This window comes from Spirabiliibacterium mucosae (genome assembly GCF_014884965.1).
GTDB classification, from domain to species: Bacteria; Pseudomonadota; Gammaproteobacteria; order Enterobacterales; family Pasteurellaceae; genus Spirabiliibacterium; species Spirabiliibacterium mucosae.
Genome location: NZ_JABTBO010000005.1, coordinates 26,089 through 40,510, shown reverse-complemented (window position 1 = coordinate 40,510; position 14,422 = coordinate 26,089). Strand labels below are relative to the sequence as shown.

Below are 14,422 nucleotides of genomic sequence, written 5' to 3'. Positions count from 1 at the left end.
GGTTTTCTCTTAAAGTGGAGCTACATGCCTAACGCTTTTTTGACGCCGGCACCGTAGGCGGGGTCGCATTTGGTGCAGTTGTCGATGTGGCGTTGTTTGATGAAATCCGGCGCCTCGCCCATGGCGCGGGCGGTGTTGTCGAACAGCGCTTGTTTTTGCTCGTCGCTCATCAATTGGAAGAGGGCGCGCGGTTGGCTGAAGTAGTCGTCATCGTCTTCGCGATAATCCCAAAAATCGGCATCACCTGTGATTTTCAACGGTGGCTCTTTGTATTGCGGTTGCTCTTGCCATTGGTTGAAGCTGTTTGGCTCGTAGTGTGGCAAGCTGCCGTAGTTGGCATCCACTCGGCCTTGGCCGTCGCGGTGGTTGCTGTGCACAGGGCAACGGGCGCGGTTGACTGGAATTTGCTGATAGTTCACACCCAAGCGGTAACGTTGCGCATCAGCGTAGTTGAACAAGCGCGCTTGCAGCATGCGATCAGGGGAGACGCTAATGCCCGGCACCAAGTTGCTTGGCGCAAAAGCGGATTGTTCTACATCTAAGAAGAAGTTTTCAGGGTTGCGGTTGAGTTCAAACTCGCCCACTTCGATTAATGGATAATCACCGTGTGGCCACACTTTGGTTAAATCAAATGGGTGGTATGGCACTTTTTCAGCGTCTTCTTCAGGCATGATTTGCACATACATTGTCCATTTCGGGAAGTCACCGCGTTCAATCGCCTCATAAAGGTCACGTTGGTGACTTTCGCGGTCTTTACCGATTAATGCTTCCGCCTCAGCGTCGGTGAGGTTTTTGATTCCTTGTTGGGTTCTGAAATGGAATTTCACCCAAAAGCGCTCATTTTCAGCGTTGATAAAGCTATAGGTGTGTGAGCTAAAGCCGTGCATGTGGCGGAAGCTGGCAGGGATGCCGCGGTCGCTCATTACGATGGTGACTTGGTGCAGAGCCTCTGGCAGCAGTGTCCAGAAATCCCAGTTATTAGTGGCTGAGCGCATATTGGTGCGCGGGTCGCGTTTCACTGCTTTGTTGAGGTCAGGGAATTTGCGCGGGTCACGCAAGAAGAACACTGGCGTGTTGTTGCCCACCATGTCCCAGTTGCCTTCTTCGGTGTAGAATTTCAAGGCAAAGCCACGAATATCGCGCTCGGCATCTGCGGCGCCACGTTCGCCGGCCACGGTGGTGAAGCGGGCAAACATCTCAGTTTTTTTGCCTACTTCGCTGAAAATTTTCGCGCGGGTGTATTTGGTGATGTCGTGGGTGACGGTGAACGTGCCGAACGCGCCAGAGCCTTTGGCGTGCATGCGGCGCTCTGGGATCACTTCACGCACAAAATTGGCGAGCTTTTCATTGAGCCACAAATCTTGTGCCAACAATGGGCCGCGTGGGCCTGCGGTCATGCTGTTTTGGTTGTCAACAACGGGCGCGCCGAAGTCAGTGGTGAGGTGGCTCACCGGGCATTTGCTTTTATGATCGGTCATAACCTTATCCTTTTTTGATGTGAGTAAAAGTGGCAGCTTTGCTGCTATTCGCTAGAGCTATGATAGCAAAGCTTGCAGCAAAAAATCGCCTATCAATGCAATAAGTTATGACGTGAATCAAATCCGACCGCACTTTCAATGCAAAGTGCGGTTGCACTTAGTGAGAAAACAAAAGCCAGGCGATTTTATTGGCGGTTTCAAGATCGATGGCGAAGGTTTCTTGCTCCAGATGTGCGTGCTGAGCGAGCCATTCGCTTAAGCTGTGTTGGCAGTTGAAAAAATGCATAATATTGCAGCAACTGCACGACCAATTGGCGTATTTATCCAAATCCGTGTGCAGCACATAAATCTCATCGCCGCCTTGTTCAACTTGCACTTTGCCTTTATCGAGGGTCAGCACAATCGGGTCTGCGCAATGTTCGCAGTGGCTTTCAACGCGGATGGGTTGGTTGAAGGCATAATGAAACCCAAGCGCATCAATCGCGCACATCGCCCACGCGCTGCGCCCGTCGGCTAATATCACCCGTTTGTTGGTCGGCTTGAGTGAAATCGGGTAGGCGGCCGTGATGGTGTTGCCATCAAGTGCGAGAGCGTTTTTGCCAGCCAATTCGGCCACAATGGCTTGCTGATGCGGCGTGAAGTCCAGCGCTTTGCCCGCCAGCAGGCGCTGGAGAATCTCATTGCGCAGCGCGGCTTGCTCGGCGGTGAGTTTGCTGACAATAGGTTGCGAGATTAGTTTGGTGATCGGGTAGTGGTTTGACATCGGCGCTCCTTGATTGTTTTGGCTTATAGTAGCAAAGTGCGGTGTAAAGTCTAGCGCGTTGATAATAATTCTCAACAAAAGTGCGGTTTTGCCGCGCGCCGTGGCGGCTTTTGCTTTATGTTTGCCAGCTTTTTGGGTAGAATAAACGATTACGCAAAAGGGCATACCGCACTTTTCATCACGCGAGAACACCATGGCTAAGCACGCACAGTTTTATATTCTCCCCGCCGATGACGAGCAGGATTTAACCCAAGCCGAGCGCTTGGCCTGTGAGCTGTGCGCATCACAGTGGCGTGCGGGCAAGCGTGTGCTGGTGGCCTGCGAGAGTGAAGCGCAAGCGCTTAAGCTTGATGATGCGCTGTGGGCGCGTGATGCCGATGCTTTTGTGCCGCACAATTTGTCAGGTGAAATCACCACCTACGCCACTCCAATTGAGCTGTCGTGGGTGGGCAAGCGCAACAGTCAGCGCCGCGATGTGCTGATTGTGCTGCAAAGTGCGGTGCCAGAGTATGCTGCTCATTTTCAACAGATTTTTGACTTTGTGCCCGCAGCCGATGCGCCCAAAGCGCAGGCACGCGAGCGTTACAAACACTATCGTCAGTTAGGTTTTAACTTAACCACGGACACACCGAACAACGACAACGAATAAGAAAACACTATGGAAACCACCTACAATCCGAAAAACATCGAACAATGTCTTTATCAACACTGGGAGTCGCAGGGCTATTTCAAGCCCTCTTATGACGCGGGCCGCCCAAGTTACAGCATCGCGATCCCGCCACCGAATGTGACCGGCAGCTTGCACATGGGGCACGCCTTTCAACAAACCTTGATGGATACATTGATTCGCTACCACCGCATGCAAGGCGACAACACACTTTGGCAAGTGGGTTCAGACCACGCCGGCATCGCCACCCAAATGGTGGTGGAGCGTAAAATTGCCGCTGAAGAGGGCAAAACCCGTCACGATTTCACCCGTGAGACGTTTATCGACCGCATTTGGGATTGGAAGGCGCAATCTGGCAACACCATTTATCAACAAATGCGCCGTATCGGCAACTCGGTGGATTGGACGCGCGAGCGCTTCACCATGGATGATGGCTTGTCTGATGCCGTGAAAGAGGTGTTTGTGCGTTTGTATGACGAGGGCTTGATCTACCGTGGCAAACGCCTGGTGAACTGGGACCCAAAACTGCACACCGCGATTTCAGACCTCGAGGTGGAAAATAAAGAAGCGAAAGGCAGCTTGTGGCACTTCCGCTATCCGCTGGCTAATGGTGCCAAAACCGCTGAAGGTTTGGATTATTTGGTGGTTGCCACCACCCGCCCTGAAACCATGCTCGGTGACACTGCCGTGGCAGTTCACCCTGATGATGAGCGTTATCAAAACTTGATCGGCAAAACGGTGATGCTGCCGCTGGTGAACCGCGAAATCCCGATCGTGGCCGATGACTATGTTGACCGTGAATTTGGAACTGGCGTGGTGAAAATCACCCCAGCGCATGATTTCAACGACTACGAAGTGGGCAAGCGCCACCAGTTGCCGATGGTCAATGTGTTGACCCTTAACGCCGACATTCGCGAGCAGGCCGAAGTGTTTGACGACAAAGGCCGTGAAATCAGCGATTTTGAAGCGATTATCCCAAGCCAATATCAAGGCCTTGAGCGCTTTGCCGCGCGCAAATTGATTGTACAAGAGTTTGACCAACTCGACTTGTTAGAAAAAATTCAGCCTCACGATCTCAAAGTGCCTTATGGCGACCGTGGTGGCGTGCCAATTGAGCCGATGCTGACCGACCAATGGTATGTCAGCGTGGCGCCGTTGGCGAAAGAGGCGATTCGCGCGGTGGAAGACGGCGAAATCGAATTTGTGCCCAAACAGTACGAAAATCTCTATTTCTCGTGGATGCGTGATATTCAAGACTGGTGTATCTCGCGCCAATTGTGGTGGGGGCATCGCATCCCAGCGTGGTATGACGCCGACGGCAACGTTTATGTTGCCCGCAGTGAAGACGAAGTGCGGTCGAAATACAACCTCGCCGCCGATGTGGCGCTGCACCAAGATGACGATGTGCTGGACACTTGGTTCTCCTCTGGCTTGTGGACCTTCTCAACCCTGGGCTGGCCTGAACAAACCCGCGAGCTTGAACTGTTCCACCCAACCAGTGTGCTGATCACCGGCTTTGACATCATCTTCTTCTGGGTGGCGCGCATGATCATGTTCACCATGCACTTTATCAAAGACAAAAACGGTAAGCCGCAAGTGCCGTTCAAAAAAGTGTATGTCACCGGCCTCATCCGTGATGAAAACGGCCAAAAAATGTCGAAATCCAAAGGCAACGTGCTCGACCCATTAGATATGATCGACGGCATTGATTTGGATTCCTTAATGGCCAAGCGCACCTCCAACATGATGCAACCGCAACTGGCCGAAAAAATTGGCAAAGCTACGCTCAAAGCCTTCCCAGACGGCATTGCTGCCCACGGCACCGACGCTTTGCGCTTCACGCTGGCGGCACTGGCGTCCACTGGGCGGGATATCAACTGGGATATGAGCCGCTTGGAAGGCTATCGCAATTTCTGTAACAAACTGTGGAACGCCAGCCGCTTTGTGCTGATGAACGCCGAAGGCAAAGATTGTGGCTTCAACGGTGGCGAATTGCAGCTGTCGGTTTCTGATCGTTGGATCTTGGCCGAATTTAACCGCACGGTGCAAACCTTCCGCCAAGCGTTGGATCAATTCCGCTTTGATTTGGCGGCCAACGTGTTGTATGAATTTACGTGGAACCAATTCTGTGACTGGTATTTGGAGCTGACCAAACCAGTGCTGCAAAACGGCAGCGAGGCTGAGCAGCGCGGCACGCGCCACACCTTGCTCACCGTGCTTGAAGGCTTGCTGCGCCTAGCGCACCCGATTATCCCATTCATCACGGAAGAGATTTGGCAACGGGTGAAAAGTGCGGTCAAAATCACCGCCGACACCATTATGCTCCAGCCATTCCCCGCATTTGACGCTGCCCGAGAAGACGCCGATGCCGTGAGCGAGATTGAATGGCTCAAGCAGGTGATCATCAGCGTGCGTAATATCCGCGCGGAGAAAAATATCCCGCCAAGCAAGCCGCTCGAACTGCTGCTGCGCAACCTCAACGCGCAAGAGCAACGCGCCCTTGAGCACAACCGCACTTTGCTGCAAATCATGGCCAAACTTGAACGCGTTGAGGTGCTCAGCGCTGAGGCCGACGCGCCGCTGTCGGTTGCCAAATTAGTCGGCAATGTGGAAGTGTTGGTGCCAATGGCTGGCTTCATCGACAAAGCGGCGGAACTAGCGCGGCTGAATAAAGAGATCGCGAAATATCAACAAGAGATTGAGCGCATCGAGAAAAAACTCGCCAACGAAGGCTTCGTCGCCAAAGCGCCTGCGCAAGTGATTGAAAAAGAACGCGCCAAAATGGCCGACTACCAAGACGGTCTTACCAAACTCAACGCCCAATGCGAACGCATTAACGCGTTATAAAACGAAAAGTGCGGTTAAGCCATTGACCGCACTTTTAATCTCAAACCGCACTTTGATTTTTAAATTCAAAGTGCGGTTTTTTATCAAATCACCTCAATCTCGGCGTTGGTGACGCCGCGCAGTTGGCCGCCGCGGCGGCCGCGTTCGCCGTGGAATTTGGCCAGATCGTCAGGTTTTAAGATTACTTTACGGCGGCCTGATTTGATCGCCAAGCTGTTGCTTGGTGAGATGATCAAAATTTGGCTCAGCAGCTCTTCGCGCGCTTTGGCTTTGTTGGCAGGGATGCCGATGATTTTGTTGCCCTTACCTTTGGAGAGCATTGGCAGCTCTTGGACTGGGAAGATCAGCATTTTGCCGATGTTGGTGATGGCCACCAATAATTTATCGTCCCCCTCAATGGCTTGTGGCGGCAGCGGCTGGGCATTTTCAGGCAGGTTGATCAGCGCCTTGCCTGCTTTGTTGCGCGCAACGAGGTCACTGAAGGTGCAAATAAAGCCGTAGCCCGCGTCTGAGGCCATAAGATAACGCTGCTCGTCGTTGTCCATCAGCACGTGCTCAACATTGGCGCCTGCTGGCAGCGTGAGCTTGCCGGTGAGCGGCTCGCCTTGTGAGCGTGCCGATGGTAGTGAGAGTGGCTCAAGGGCATAGCTACGCCCCGTGCTGTCGATAAACACGGCGGGTTGGTTGCTCTTGCCGCAGGCGTGTTGCAAATAGCCATCGCCACTTTTGTAGTTCAAATTTTGGGCATCAATGTCATGCCCTTTGGCGCAGCGCACCCAGCCCATTTTGGAGAGCACCACGGTGACAGGTTCAGCCGGCAGCATCTCGTTTTCCGCAATCGCTTTGGCCTCGGCGCGTTCAACCAGTGGCGAGCGGCGCGGGCTGGCGAACGTTTTGGCGTCTTGCTGAATCTCTTTTTTAATCAGGCTGTTGAGTTTGCGCGGTGAGTTGAGCAGTTGCTCAAGGCTGTCGCGCTCGGCGTTGAGGTCATTTTGCTCGCCTTGAATTTTCACCTCTTCCAATTTTGCCAAGTGGCGCAATTTGAGATCTAAAATCGCGTCGGCTTGAATTTGGCTGAGGTTGAAGCGCGCCATCAGCACGGCGCGTGGCTCATCTTCATTGCGGATGATTTCAATCACCTCATCAATGTTCAAAAACGCGATCATCAAGCCGTCTAAAATGTGCAGCCGGGCCAGCACTTTATCCAAGCGGTGCTGCAAGCGGCGGGTGACGGTGGTGCGGCGGAAGGTGAGCCATTCGCTTAAAATCTCAAGCAAGTTTTTCACCGCTGGTTTGCGGTCAAGGCCTATCATATTCATATTGATACGATAGCTCTTTTCCAAATCGGTGGTGGCAAACAAATGCGCCATCAGCGCGTCCACGTCCACGCGGTTGGAGCGCGGCACAATCACAATGCGGGTTGGGTTTTCGTGATCGGACTCATCGCGCAGGTCATCGACCATTGGCAGCTTTTTATTGCGCATTTGGGTGGCGATTTGCTCGATCACTTTCGCGCCAGAAACCTGATGCGGCAAGGCGCTGACAATCACTTCGCCGTCTTCTTTTTGCCACACCGCGCGCATTTTCACCGAGCCGCGCCCGGTGCTGTAAATTTTCGCGATGTCGGTTTTGGGCGTGATGATCTCCGCCTCGGTTGGGAAGTCAGGCCCTTGCACAAAATCCAAAAGTGCGGTCAGCTCGGCTTTCGGGTTGTCGAGCAAATGTACCGCGGCGTCAGCCACTTCATTGATGTTGTGAGGCGGGATGTCCGTTGCCATGCCCACCGCAATGCCGGTGGTGCCGTTGAGCAAAATGTGTGGTAAGCGCGCAGGCAAATATTCTGGCTCTTCGAGCGTGCCGTCAAAATTCGGCTGGTAGTCCACCGTGCCTTGGCCAAGCTCGGAGAGTAAAATTTCCGAAATTTTCGACAAACGCGATTCGGTATAACGCATCGCCGCGAAGGATTTCGGGTCGTCGGCCGCGCCCCAGTTGCCTTGCCCGTCGATCAACGGGTAACGATAGGAAAACGGCTGCGCCATCAGCACCATGGCTTCATAACAGGCGCTGTCGCCATGGGGGTGGAATTTACCGAGCACGTCACCGACAGTGCGCGCCGATTTTTTGTATTTCGCGCTGGCATTGAGCCCAAGCTCCGACATGGCATAAATAATCCGCCGCTGCACCGGCTTCAAGCCGTCGCCGATAAACGGCAGCGCGCGGTCCATGATCACATACATGGAATAGTTGAGGTACGCACGCTCCGTGAACGTGCCCAGTGGCATTTGCTCAACGCCTTCGTAATTGATTGTGTTATCCATAAAATGTCCTTGACCGCACTTTTATACGGTTAAATCCGCGTTGTTGCCATTGGCTTGCAGCCACGATTTGCGATCTTCCGCGCGTTTTTTGGCCAGCAGCATATCCATCAGTTCAAGCGTGTTGGCATTTTGTTGCGCTTGTTCGTCATCTTCAGCCACGTTGAGAGTCAGCTGCACCAGCCGGCGGGTGTTCGGGTCCATCGTAGTTTCACGCAGCTGCAGCGGGTTCATCTCACCCAAGCCTTTAAAGCGCTGCACATTTGGCTTGCCGCGTTTGGATTTTAATCGCTCTAAAATCGCCTCTTTTTCTGCCTCATCGAGGGCGTAGAACACCTCTTTGCCTAAGTCAATGCGATAAAGGGGCGGCATCGCAACATACACGTGGCCTCCCTCCACCAGCGCAGGGAAGTGGCGGACAAACAGCGCGCACAACAGCGTGGCGATGTGCAGTCCATCAGAGTCGGCATCGGCGAGAATACAAATTTTGCCATAGCGCAGTTGGCTTAAATCGCGGCTGTCGGGGTCAATGCCAAGGGCGACGGCGATGTCGTGAATTTCTGCCGAGGCGAGCACTTGGTCGCTGGCCACCTCCCAGGTGTTCAAAATTTTGCCGCGCAGAGGCAAAATCGCTTGATATTCCCGATCCCGCGCTTGCTTGGCTGAGCCACCGGCGGAGTCCCCTTCGACTAAAAAGAGCTCGGTTTTGGCCAAATCTTGGCTACTGCAATCCGCCAGTTTGCCAGGCAGGGCAGGGCCGCTGACCAATTTTTTGCGCACCACTTTTTTGGCCGCACGCAGGCGGCGTTGGGCGGAGCTAATCGCCATCTCGGCCAACTGCTCGGCTTGTTGCACGTTTTGATTGAGCCACAAACTAAAGGCGTCTTTCACGCTGCCAGCGACAAAAACCGCACTTTGGCGTGAAGACAACCGCTCTTTGGTTTGGCCGGCGAATTGTGGGTCTTGCATTTTGAGTGATAAAACATAGGCGCAGCGGTCCCAAATATCATCGGCGCTGAGCTTGATGCCGCGCGGCAACAGGTTGCGGAATTCGCAAAACTCACGCATTGCATCCAATAGCCCTTGGCGCAGGCCGTTCACGTGGGTGCCGCCTTGTGGCGTTGGGATCAAGTTAACATAGCTTTCGCTAAGCAAATCGCCGCCTTCTGGCAGCCAAGTCAATGCCCAGCTCACCGCCTCGCTCTCGGCGTTGATGTCGCCAACAAACGGCACCTCAGGCAGCGTGGTGAAGCCATCGACGCTTTCTTGCAAATAGTCAGACAAGCCATCTTGATAGCACCACACATCTTTGCTTTGATTGATTTTATCAACAAACACCACCTCAAGACGTGGGCAGAGCACCGCCTTGGCGCGCAGCAAATGGCGCAGGCGGGTGACAGAAAACTTAGCGCTGTCGAAATATTTCGGGTTCGGCCAAAAGCGCACTGTGGTGCCCGTGTTGCGCCGCCCGCAGGTGCCCACCACCTCAAGCTCTTCAACTTTATGGCCATTAGCAAACGCGATGCGATAAACCTCGCCATTGCGCTTGACCGTCACCTCCACGCGATCGGACAGGGCGTTGACCACCGAAATCCCAACCCCGTGCAAACCACCCGAGAATTGATAATTTTTATTCGAAAATTTGCCCCCCGCGTGCAGCTTGCTCAAAATCAGCTCCACGCCCGAGATTTTCTCCACTGGGTGGATATCAACTGGCATCCCGCGGCCATTGTCGATCACCTCAAGGGAGTGATCCTCGTGCAAAATCACCTCAATTTTGCTGGCAAAGCCGGCCAAGGCTTCATCCACACTGTTGTCAATCACCTCTTGGCCTAAGTGGTTTGGGCGGGTGGTGTCGGTGTACATCCCCGGGCGCAACTGCACCGGCTCAAGGTCTTTTAAAACCGTAATATCATCGGCTTGATAGGTTGATGTTGTCATAATTCGTCGAATCAGTAAAAAAGTTAGCCAAAGTTTACCCGATGTTAGCAACCCTGACAAATAAAAGGGGAAGTTAAAGTGCGGTTCGCGTGTGCTATTAGAAATTAGCGGATAAGTTTTGATAGATATCACGTTTTATTAGTGCAAAAGGGCGTAAACTCTAATCAAAATACTAACTAAGGAGTGATTATGGCCATTTCAAGACGTAAATTTATTCAAAACGTAGCATTAGGTGGAGCAGGCTTAAGTCTTGCAGAGTATGTTTCTGCTAATCCGGAGCAAGAAGATAAGCCTAAAAAAACTTTAAATGCAAAAAATATTGTGATTATCACTGCTGATCAATTGGCAAAACGCGCGGTGGGTGCCTATGGCAACGTAGATGTAAAAACGCCTAATATTGATAGCTTGATCAATACTGGCGTGAGCTTTGATAATGGCTATTGTAGTTATCCGTTATGTGCACCATCTCGTTCGTGTTTTTGGACGGGCTGTTTGCCACATCAAACAGGCGTTGTTGCTAATGATAATCCAAATATTCCTGAAACGCTCGCCACCATTGGTACACTATTTAATGAGGCGGGTTATGAATGTCGTCATTTTGGTAAACGCCATGATCATGGCGCGTTAAAAGGCTTTGACAGTGCTGATCAAGTAGAACTAGATTTCCCAGCAGAGAAAGCATTTCCTGTCAATTATGATACTCGTGAAGATGTATATTGTTTACAAGAAAGCCTAAAATATATCAATGGGCTTAATCAACGAGCAGAGAAAAAGCCATTTATCCTAGCAGTAGAATTTAATAATCCTCACAATATTAATGGTTGGGTCGGAAAATTTGCAGGAGAGCACGGCGATATAGAAGGTATTGGCGAGCTGCCTGATGTACTCAATAATTTTGATACAGCAGATGATTTGATTAACCGTCCAAAAGCAGTTCAATATGCTTGTTGTACTCATACGCGTGTAAAACAAGCGGGTAAGTGGAATGCTAAAAATTATCAGCAATATTTGAAAGCTTATTATTACTATACTGAGCTTGCTGATAATTATATTGGACAAGTGATAGATGCGTTGAAAGCCAATGGTTTATATGATGATACTTTAATTGTCTTTTTTGCCGACCATGGTGATGCCATGGGAGCACATCGTTTAGTAACAAAAATGAACTGGTTTTATGAAGAGGCAACGAATGTGCCTTTAGTGTTCCGTGGCCCTGATATCAAGAGAAATGAATTAAAAAAAGAATTGGCTTCTTTATGTGATTTATTACCGACCTTGTGTGATTATGTGGGTATTGATATTCCACAAGGGATTTATGGCCGTTCATTATTGCCGTTGTTGACAGGACAACAAATTGATAACTGGCGTGAATATGTGATTGCACACTGGAATACTGATCGCAATCTCGACTTGCAACCTGCCCGCATGTTGCGCACACAGGAGTATAAATATGTGCTATATAAAGAGGACGAGGAAGAGGAATTATACGATATGCAAGGCGATCGCGGCGAAACGAAAAATCTCGCGCATCTACCAGAGTACCAAGATACTAAAAAATCATTGCGTGCCATGTTAGATAAACATATTCAAAATACTTCCGATCCATTTTATTCTCAAGACGTATTGTTGGATTATAAACAATGGCGCAGTCACCCTATAGGTTATGAACATCATGTCGGTGACACCAGTACTGAGATTTACCTTCGTGAAATTCGTCCACTATTAAATCAGAAGGAGTTTGAAAAAGCCCATCAGGTGAAATTAGCATTGCAAAAGAAAATTCGGTTCTCATTTGCGTGTGAAAATTCAAAAAAATAAGCTAACTCAAAAACAAAAGTGCGGTCAGACCGCACTTTGAGTTTAGAGGTTAGAGCACCATCGCGGCGATCCAGCCGAAGAGGACCAGCGGGATGTTGAAGTGCAAGAAGGTTGGCACCACGGTGTCCCAGATGTGGTCGTGCTTGCCGTCGGCGTTAAGACCGGACGTTGGCCCCAAAGTGGAGTCGGAGGCAGGTGAGCCTGCGTCACCGAGGGCGGCAGAAACGCCCACAATCGCCACGGTTGCCAATGGGCTGAAGCCGAGGGTGATGCAAATTGGGATGTAAATGGTGGTGATGATCGGCACGGTGGAAAAAGATGAGCCGATCCCCATGGTGATGAAAAGCCCGATAAGCAACATCAGCAAGGCGGCCCAGCCTTTGTTGTCGCTGCCGATGGTTTCGCTGAAGGTTTGCACCAAGGCGGAAACGCCGTCGGTGGCTTTGATTACGCTGGCAAAGCCTGAGGCGGCAATCATCACAAAACCGATCATCGCCATCAAGCGCAAGCCTTGTTGGAACACGTCGTTGCTTTCTTTGAGTTTGAAAATGCCACCGAGTGCGAAGATGCACAAGCCTGCCAAGCCGCCGACGATGATGGAATCGGTATAAAGCTGCAAGCCAAAGGTGACTAAAATCGCCACCAAGCTGATGACCACATGGTATGACTTGATGTGCGCCACGCGCGCTTCAATCTCGGCGCTGCTTGGCTCTGGGGTGTTGGTGTCGTAGTTACGCGCTTTGCGGTAGCTAACAAAAATAGCGAAGAGCAAGCCCAAAATCATGCCCGTGACGGGGATCAACATCGCGCTGCTCACTTGTGCCGCGGAGGTTTGCAGGCCAAATTCGGCGCCGGCTTCGTTGATTTTGGTCACGATAATGTTGTCGATAAAGATTTTACCAAAGCCGACCGGCAGGATCATGTAGGTGGCAGTCAAGCCAAAGGTCAGGGCGCAGGCCACCGCGCGGCGGTCGAGCTTCAAGCGGTTCATGATATCCAACAATGGTGGCACCACAATTGGGATAAAGGCAATGTGTACCGGCAGTAAGTTTTGCGAAGACACCGCAAAGAGCAGCAGCAGAACGATAATAAAATATTTAAACCAGAAAAGTGCGGTTTGGCTTGGCGTTTGGCCGAGTTTTTTGATCACTTTCACGGCGAGCAAATCGGTCAAGCCGGATTTGGAAATCGCCACGGCAAAAGCGCCGAGAATGGCGTAGTTCATCGCCACGGCCGCACCGCCACCGAGCCCGTCGGTGAAGGTGTTGACAGTGTTGCCGATGTCCATGCCGCCCATCAAGCCTGCCACGAGCGCTGAAATAATCAGTGCAATCACCACGTTGATGCGCATCAGGCTCAACGCCAGCAGCACAATGATGGAGATCACAACATTATTTGCAAATAACATAGTGTGTTCCTGTAAGGTTAAAATAAGAAAAGACAAAAAATGAAAGCTGATTTTACCTAAATAACGCCTTAAGGTGTACTAAAAAGAGGCGATCCGTGATGAATTTTTAGATAATTCACCATGAAGCAAAATAATTCTGCCGTTTTTTGGGTGTCGTACAACGCGCCGTGGGCTTGTTTTTGATCAAATTCGATCTCAGCAGCTTGGCAGGCTTTGACCAACACATTGTTGCCGAACATAAACGCGCCAAGCGTGGCGGTGTCAAAGGTGGCAAACGGGTGGAAGGGGTTGCGTTTGAGCTCGCAGCGCTCGGCGGCCGCCATCACAAAGCTGTGGTCAAACGCGGCATTGTGCGCGACCATGATCGAACGCTTGCAATCGGCGGCTTTTTGGGTGCGGCGCACCAGGCGAAACAGCTCGCCGAGGGCGTGATCTTCCTTCACCGCGCCGCGCAGCGGGTTTTCAATGTCGATACCGTTGAATTTGAGCGAATCAGGGTTGATTGTTGCGCCCTCAAACGGCTCAATGTGAAAGTGGCACTGCTCATCAATGTGCAACAAGCCTTGCGCGTCCATTTTTAACGTGATGGCTGCAAGCTCTAATAAAGCGTCACTTTTGGCATTAAAGCCTGCGGTTTCAACGTCGATAATCACAGGGAAATAGCCGCGAAAGCGATGCTTTAAAAGATTGTAATCAATTGTGACAGGGTTTTTTTGTTCAGTCATAAATACTCAAAAAGCCCACGGGTGTGGGCAGGAATTAATAACCTAGCGCCGCTTTGGCTTGTTTGTTTTCAATAAATTCGATTTTGTAGCCGTCTGGGTCTTCCACAAAAGCGATCACGGTTGAGCCACCTTTCACAGGGCCCGGCTCGCGGGTGACGTTGCCGCCAGCGGCTTTCACGCGCTCACAAGTGGCGTAAATATCATCCACGCCGATGGCAATGTGGCCGTAGGCGGTGCCGAGATCGTAGCTTTCCACGCCCCAGTTGTAGGTGAGCTCAATCACGGAGCTGGAATCTTCATCGTCGTAGCCCACAAAGGCCAGCGTATATTTATATTCAGTGTTTTCGCTGGTGCGCAGCACACGCATGCCGAGCACGTTGGTGTAAAAATCTACTGAACGATCTAAGTTCCCAACCCGTAACATAGTATGTAAAATTCGCATAATCCACTCCTATTAAAA

General features: G+C 51.3%; 10 protein-coding genes. 3 read left to right on the top strand and 7 right to left on the bottom strand.

The window, feature by feature from the left end; all coding sequences use genetic code 11:
- Positions 1–20 precede the first annotated feature (20 nt).
- Positions 21–1,478, bottom strand: a complete 1,458-nt coding sequence (locus tag HPC37_RS02760) for a catalase (RefSeq protein ID WP_208121702.1) — start codon at positions 1,476–1,478, stop codon at positions 21–23.
- A gap of 157 nt (positions 1,479–1,635) precedes the next feature.
- A complete protein-coding gene (merB, locus tag HPC37_RS02755; protein WP_208121701.1) occupies positions 1,636–2,241 on the bottom strand; it encodes an organomercurial lyase in 606 nt (201 codons plus the stop codon).
- Positions 2,242–2,434: 193 nt separating this feature from the next.
- Here merB and HPC37_RS02750 point away from each other — a divergent pair, with 193 nt between their 5' ends.
- Positions 2,435–2,890, top strand: coding sequence for a DNA polymerase III subunit chi (locus HPC37_RS02750; RefSeq protein ID WP_208121700.1), 456 nt, complete (start codon positions 2,435–2,437; stop codon positions 2,888–2,890).
- A 9-nt stretch (positions 2,891–2,899) separates the two neighbouring features.
- On the top strand, positions 2,900–5,755 hold the full coding sequence (locus HPC37_RS02745) for a valine--tRNA ligase (RefSeq protein ID WP_208121699.1): 2,856 nt from the start codon (positions 2,900–2,902) through the stop codon (positions 5,753–5,755).
- An 83-nt stretch (positions 5,756–5,838) separates the two neighbouring features.
- On the opposite strand, the gene parC is transcribed toward HPC37_RS02745, so the two are convergent.
- Together parC and parE are read right to left on the bottom strand one after the other, a co-directional pair.
- Positions 5,839–8,073 (bottom strand): DNA topoisomerase IV subunit A, encoded by a 2,235-nt coding sequence (gene parC / locus HPC37_RS02740; protein ID WP_208121698.1) that lies wholly within the window; start codon positions 8,071–8,073, stop codon positions 5,839–5,841.
- Positions 8,074–8,094: 21 nt separating this feature from the next.
- Entirely contained in the window at positions 8,095–10,011 is a 1,917-nt protein-coding gene (parE, locus tag HPC37_RS02735) for a DNA topoisomerase IV subunit B (protein WP_208121697.1), read from the bottom strand.
- 189 nt (positions 10,012–10,200) lie between these two features.
- On the opposite strand from parE, the gene HPC37_RS02730 reads away from it, so the two are divergent.
- Positions 10,201–11,829 (top strand): sulfatase family protein, encoded by a 1,629-nt coding sequence (locus tag HPC37_RS02730; protein ID WP_208121696.1) that lies wholly within the window; start codon positions 10,201–10,203, stop codon positions 11,827–11,829.
- 49 nt (positions 11,830–11,878) lie between these two features.
- On the opposite strand, the gene HPC37_RS02725 is transcribed toward HPC37_RS02730, so the two are convergent.
- The 3 genes from HPC37_RS02725 to gloA form a co-directional block, all read right to left on the bottom strand.
- Entirely contained in the window at positions 11,879–13,237 is a 1,359-nt protein-coding gene (locus HPC37_RS02725; RefSeq protein WP_208121695.1) for a Na+/H+ antiporter family protein, read from the bottom strand.
- Between the two features lie 68 nt (positions 13,238–13,305).
- Positions 13,306–13,962, bottom strand: a complete 657-nt coding sequence (rnt, locus tag HPC37_RS02720; RefSeq protein ID WP_208121694.1) for a ribonuclease T — start codon at positions 13,960–13,962, stop codon at positions 13,306–13,308.
- Between the two features lie 34 nt (positions 13,963–13,996).
- Positions 13,997–14,404 carry a lactoylglutathione lyase gene (gene gloA, locus HPC37_RS02715; RefSeq protein ID WP_208121693.1) on the bottom strand — a complete coding sequence of 136 codons (408 nt, stop codon included), beginning with the start codon at positions 14,402–14,404 and terminating at the stop codon, positions 13,997–13,999.
- Between the last annotated feature and the right edge of the window lie 18 nt (positions 14,405–14,422).

Excerpts from the sequence above, each read along its gene's own strand:
- HPC37_RS02760 (WP_208121702.1), bottom strand. The coding sequence starts at position 1,478 with ATGACCGATCATAAAAGCAAATGCCCGGTGAGCCACCTCACCACTGAC.
- merB (WP_208121701.1), bottom strand. The coding sequence starts at position 2,241 with ATGTCAAACCACTACCCGATCACCAAACTAATCTCGCAACCTATTGTC.
- HPC37_RS02750 (WP_208121700.1), top strand. The coding sequence starts at position 2,435 with ATGGCTAAGCACGCACAGTTTTATATTCTCCCCGCCGATGACGAGCAG.
- HPC37_RS02745 (WP_208121699.1), top strand. The coding sequence starts at position 2,900 with ATGGAAACCACCTACAATCCGAAAAACATCGAACAATGTCTTTATCAA.
- parC (WP_208121698.1), bottom strand. The coding sequence starts at position 8,073 with ATGGATAACACAATCAATTACGAAGGCGTTGAGCAAATGCCACTGGGC.
- parE (WP_208121697.1), bottom strand. The coding sequence starts at position 10,011 with ATGACAACATCAACCTATCAAGCCGATGATATTACGGTTTTAAAAGAC.
- HPC37_RS02730 (WP_208121696.1), top strand. The coding sequence starts at position 10,201 with ATGGCCATTTCAAGACGTAAATTTATTCAAAACGTAGCATTAGGTGGA.
- HPC37_RS02725 (WP_208121695.1), bottom strand. The coding sequence starts at position 13,237 with ATGTTATTTGCAAATAATGTTGTGATCTCCATCATTGTGCTGCTGGCG.
- rnt (WP_208121694.1), bottom strand. The coding sequence starts at position 13,962 with ATGACTGAACAAAAAAACCCTGTCACAATTGATTACAATCTTTTAAAG.
- gloA (WP_208121693.1), bottom strand. The coding sequence starts at position 14,404 with ATGCGAATTTTACATACTATGTTACGGGTTGGGAACTTAGATCGTTCA.